The following is a 5,159-nucleotide window of genomic DNA, read 5'->3' on the forward strand; positions in this document are numbered from 1 at the left end:
GAGCCGGTGGACCAGGTCGTCGACATGGGTGAGGACCTCCGCGGGATCCAGTTCCAGATCGGCGAAGGTCTGGATGGCCGTACGCAGCCGGCCCATCGTGGCGGTGGCGATCAGACCGTGTCCGATGACATCGCCGACGACCAGCGCCACGCGCAGGGACGGCAGCGGGATGGCGTCGAACCAGTCTCCGCTGATGCCGTGTCCGCCGTGGGCCGGCCGGTAGATGGCGGCGGTCTCGGCCGCCGGAGTGTCCGTGGTGGCCCGTGGCAGAAGCCGTTGCTGCAAGGTCATCGCCGTACGGTGCTCCCTGGCGTAACGGCGGGCGTTGTCGATGGCGAGCGCGGCCCGGGAGCCGATCTCCGCGAGCAGCTCCATCTCGGTGTTGTCGAACGTGCCGGGCTGCCGGGTGCGCCATGCCGTGATCGTGCCGAGCACCCGGCCCCTGGCGTGCAGCGGTGTGACGGCCAGGGTGTGGGCACCTGGCGGGACGAGAAGCGGAGCCATCTCGCCCAGCGCGTGGATCACTTCGTCCCGGCTCAGCCGGACGGAACGGTTCTTCTGTATCTGGCGCAGCTCCGGGCTCGGCGGCAGAGCGGGATAGACGCCACCGGCCTGGAGCAGTTCCGCGGGCCACGGGCCGTCGGTCGAGGCGACCGCGACGCGGACCAGATCGGATTCGCCGCCGCCGAACACCTGCGGTGGTTCGTCGCCGGACAGGATGGGCTGGGCCAGGTCGACCGTGACGAGATTCGCCAGGTCGGGTACCACGACATCGGCCAGGGCGCGCGCCGTCCGTGTGATGTCGAGGGACATGCCCAGCCGGCTGGCGGACCGGTGCAGCAGATCCCGGTGGCGCAGGATCCTGCTCCGCGCGGTGACATCGGTGACCGACACCATGAGTCCGGCCGGCTCTCCCCGGATGTTCTCCATGCGCATCACGTTCAGCGCCAGCGTCCACTCCCGCTCGCCGGGTTTGCGGGAGCGCATCTGCGACTCGTGCCCGAGAACGGGCACACCGGTCTTCAGGACCTGCCGCAGCAGCACCTCGACCGCCGCAGCGTCCTCGACCCGCATGACGGTGTGCAGCCGGTCACCGGGATTCAGTGGCGGGCCGCCGAACATCTCCGAGGTGATGTTCGTCCACACCACGGTCAGATCGGTGTCATGGAATGCCACGCCGACCATTTGCTGCCCGAACACCGCGTTCAGGAAGGAGAGTCCATGGCCCCACCTCAGTGCCTGGCCGAGCGGAACGAGCAGTACGAGACGGCGCCCGGAGTCGACCAGCGGTGACGCCCACAGGAAGACGTCCTTGCCCTGGTCCTTGTCGGTCCTGGCATGGTCGCTGCCGCTGCCCTGGCCCTTGTCCGAGGCGGACCGTACAAGGACCGCGTGAGTACCGCCGGCGCCAGTACCGCCGGCTCCGGATGCCCACGTCGGCGGCGCGACCAGCAGATCGGCGAACGGCCGGCCCTTCACCTCCGCGAAGGTCATACCCACCAGGTGTTCCGCCTCGGCGGACCACTCCATGATCCTGCCGTGTCCGTCCAGCACCGCGATGGCGGGAGCGGGCAAGCAGAAGCCCGGCTCGCCCATGACATTGGCACGCTCATCCATTGCGGCTCCCTGGTTCCCCGACGGAGCGCATTCCTTCTACCCGCCTCCTACCCGGGCATATCAATCTATAAATGTCTAGATCGGTTCGCCGGACTGGTGCGGGCGGCCCGCGGTCCGAACACTCCGCGTGATGCCCCGACTGCGGTAGCGTTGTCTGAATATTGTCTACAAATCATGCTAACGTCGGAATAATGACTTTTGAGTGCGCGCTGTCGGCCGATCGGCCCGACCGTACGACCGGCGCTACGCCGGTCGTACGGGAGGTGTCCCGCGGGCGGGATGGCCGCGGTGGACAACCTTGAGCGCATGGCGCCCGACGTGGCGCAGAGGTCGGTACGGATGGACGGCGCGGCGACGGCGGTGCTGGACGCGGGCGGGGCGGTGGCCGGGTGGACGCCGGGCGCCGAGCGGCTGCTCGGGTACTCGGCCGCGGAAGTGATGGGCCGGCCGGCCGGGCTCATGCTGCTCCCTTCCGGGGACGCGCCGAAGGCGTCGGCGTTCGTGGAACAGTGCCGCGCCCAGGGCGGCTGGTCCGGATTTGTGGCGCTCCGCCACCGCGACGGCCGCAGGCTCGATATGAGCGTGCGGGTCTCGCCGCTCTCCGGGGCGGACAGAAGGGCGCAGTGGCTGGTCTCGGCGACCGGCACAGCGGCGCTCTCGCCAGGAGCGGCGGACGGACTGGCGCTCGAATCGCTGCTGGCCCGCGCTCCGGTCGGCATCATCGTCCGCGATGCGGAACTCCGTTGCACCTGGGTGAACGACACCCTGGAACTCCAGGACGGCATCCCGCGCGAAGAGCGGCTGGGCCGCCGGCTGACGGAGTCACTGCCCGGCCTCGCCGAGGCCGAAGAGGCCGAGGCGGTGATGCGGCGCGTGCTGAACACCGGCAAGCCGGTGACCGACCTGGAGTTCCGGGCATGGGTGCCGGTGGACCGGCACCGGGAGCGCACCTTCTCGGTCTCCATCTTCCGTCTGGAGGACCCGGACGGCCGCGCACTGGGCGTGTGCGCCATGTGGGTGGACGTCACCCGCAGGGAGCAGGCGCGCGAACGCCTGGCGATCATCGGTGAGGCCAGCACACGTATCGGCAGCACCCTGGACGTCATGCGGACCGGGCAGGAGCTGGCCGATCTCGCGGTGCCGCTCCTCGCCGACTTCGCCGCCGTCGACCTGGCCGAGTCGGTCCAGCTCGGCGAGGAGTCCCTGGCCCGGCTGGGGCCGATGGGCGGACAGGTTCCTGTGTTCTGCCGGGCGGGTCTGGCATCGATCCGGCCGGGAATCCCGGAGGCTCTGTGGGCACGCGGAGAGACGGTCTTCGTACCGCCGAATTCGCCCTTCACATACGTTCTGTCCTCAGGCAAGTCCCGTATGGAGCGAGTCATGGACACCGCTCCTGGCTCATGGCTCTCCCAGGATCCGGTACGGGTGAAGAAGATCCGTGAGGTCGGCATGCACTCCTGCATGTATGTGCCGATCCACGCGCGCGGCGCGGTGCTGGGTGTCGCGTTCTTCGCCCGTACGGAGGATCCGACACCGTTCGAGGAGGACGATCTGCTCCTCGCCGAGGAACTCGTCAACCGGGCCGCGCTCTCCTTGGACAACGCCAATCGGTACACCCGCGAACGCGCCACGGCCTTCGCGCTCCAGCGCAATCTGCTTCCGCAGCGTCTCACCGGCGGGACCGCCGTCGAGGTGGCCTCGCACTATCTGCCGGCCGACAGCCGCCACGGCGCCGGAGGCGACTGGTTCGATGTGATCCCGTTGTCCGGCGCCCGGGTGGCGCTGGTCGTCGGCGATGTGGTCGGGCACGGCATCAACGCGGCGGCGACCATGGGCCGGCTCCGTACTGCCGTGCACACCCTCGCGGACATGGACCTGCCGCCCGACGAACTGCTGGCCCATCTGGACGATCTGGCCATCCGCCTCATCGAGGAGGACGCGGACGACAAGGGCACGGCCACCGCGGTCCTCGGGGCCACCTGCCTGTACGCCGTCTACGATCCGGTCCTCCGGCGCTGCACGATGGCACGGGCCGGCCACCCGCCGCCCGCGATCGTCGACCCGGACGGCCAGGTCACCTTCCCCGACCTGCCCGCCGGAACGCCGCTCGGCCTCGGACTGGTGCCCTTCGAGTCCGTGGAGCTGGAACTGCCCGAGGCGAGCGTGCTCGCCTTCTACACCGACGGTCTTGTCGAGAGCCGCGACCAGGACATCGACGCCGGGATACACCGCCTGAGCACCGTACTGGCGGCACAGCCGGGCCTTCCGCTGGAAGACCTCTGCTCCGCCGTGGTCGATTCGCTGGAGACGCCGGCACCGTACGACGATGTCACCCTGCTCCTCGCCCGGACCCGCACACTCAGCCCGAGCCAGACGGTCTTCTGGGAGCTGCCGCCCGACCCGGCCGTCGTCAGCACCGCCCGGTCCCTGGCCGTACGGCAACTGACCCAGTGGGGGCTGGAGGATCTGGCCATGACCACCGAGCTGATCGTCAGCGAACTGGTCACCAACGCCATCTGCCACGCCGCCGGCCCGATCGGTCTGCGTCTGATCCGGCACCAGCTGCTGACCTGCGAGGTCTCCGACACCAGCAACAGCCTCCCGCGTCTGCGCCACGCCCGGACCACCGATGAGGACGGCCGGGGCCTCTTCCTCGTCGCGCAGATGTCCCACCGACGCGGCACTCGCTACACAACGGACGGCAAGACCGTATGGGCCGAACAGGAACTGACACCGGTGTCCGCGTACGACCTCAGCTCGGCGGCAGCCGCGGACGGATGAACGCGAGCCGTGGGCTACTCCTTTTCGCCGCTCGGCGGGTCGGTGATCGGGTCGGTGATCGGATTCTCTTGCGTCGCCGGGCCGCCGGAAGCGGTCAGGAGGATCGCCGGCATCGGGCCCGACCACGGTTCGCAGACTGGCGACTCCCTGACTTCCGGTGAGGGCCGGTGATCGCGACCTTGTTCCAGCCGGAGGTAGTAGTCGGCGCTGATACCGGCCGGCATCGCCACCTCCTCGCACCGTAGTCCCGGCACGCGACGGAGGCCACCGCCCGGCAGTCCGCGTCCTCCGGCCGAACCAGATTGCGCCGGGCGCGGAGGTACTCGCCGATGCGGTTGTCGCTGCTGTCCATGACATCAACGGCAGCGATCGGACATGGCCGCCGCCTGGCCCTGTCACTCCCAGGAACGCCTGTTGTCTCCAGGAACGGCCGGACGGGTCCGGGCCGGCCCGGTCAGGGATTTTTCGCCGCGGAGGCAACCTGATCGGCATCCCGTCGTGTTCCACGTTTGAGCGCATGACGAGCACACGACGAACGCGCGTCGAAAGTACGACGAAAGGTCTCGGTATGTCTGTCAGTTCCGTTCGCAGAGGGCCACGGCTGGCCGCCGCGCTGCTGGCCTCCGGCCTGCTGCTCACCGGCTGCGGAGGCGCGGCGGCCGGCGGAGGATCCGCGCCGGGCGGGACGACTGCCGACGGGAAGGGCGTCGACGGCACGGACAGCGGCGGTTCCCACGGCGGTACCGCCGGCCGGTCCGCTC

The 5,159-nt window shown here is 69.7% G+C and carries 2 protein-coding genes and 2 pseudogenes; 2 read left to right on the forward strand and 2 right to left on the reverse strand.

Annotation, left to right across the window (positions count from 1 at the left end; translation table 11 throughout):
• On the reverse strand, positions 1-1,617 hold a 1,617-nt coding region (locus GA0115259_RS36695), incomplete at its 3' end, for a PAS domain-containing protein (protein ID WP_093604824.1).
• Positions 1,618-1,923: 306 nt separating this feature from the next.
• Here GA0115259_RS36695 and GA0115259_RS36700 point away from each other — a divergent pair.
• The gene (locus tag GA0115259_RS36700; protein WP_237540756.1) at positions 1,924-4,398 is read left to right on the forward strand and encodes a SpoIIE family protein phosphatase; all 2,475 of its coding nucleotides are present in this window, start codon (positions 1,924-1,926) and stop codon (positions 4,396-4,398) included.
• 140 nt (positions 4,399-4,538) lie between these two features.
• On the opposite strand, the pseudogene GA0115259_RS36705 reads toward GA0115259_RS36700, so the two are convergent.
• A pseudogene (locus GA0115259_RS36705) lies at positions 4,539-4,750 on the reverse strand (helix-turn-helix domain-containing protein); the annotation flags it as partial.
• A gap of 216 nt (positions 4,751-4,966) precedes the next feature.
• On the opposite strand from GA0115259_RS36705, the pseudogene GA0115259_RS36710 reads away from it, so the two are divergent.
• A pseudogene (locus GA0115259_RS36710) lies at positions 4,967-5,159 on the forward strand (hypothetical protein); the annotation flags it as partial.

The organism is Streptomyces sp. MnatMP-M17, assembly GCF_900091995.1.
GTDB lineage: Bacteria > Actinomycetota > Actinomycetes > Streptomycetales > Streptomycetaceae > Streptomyces.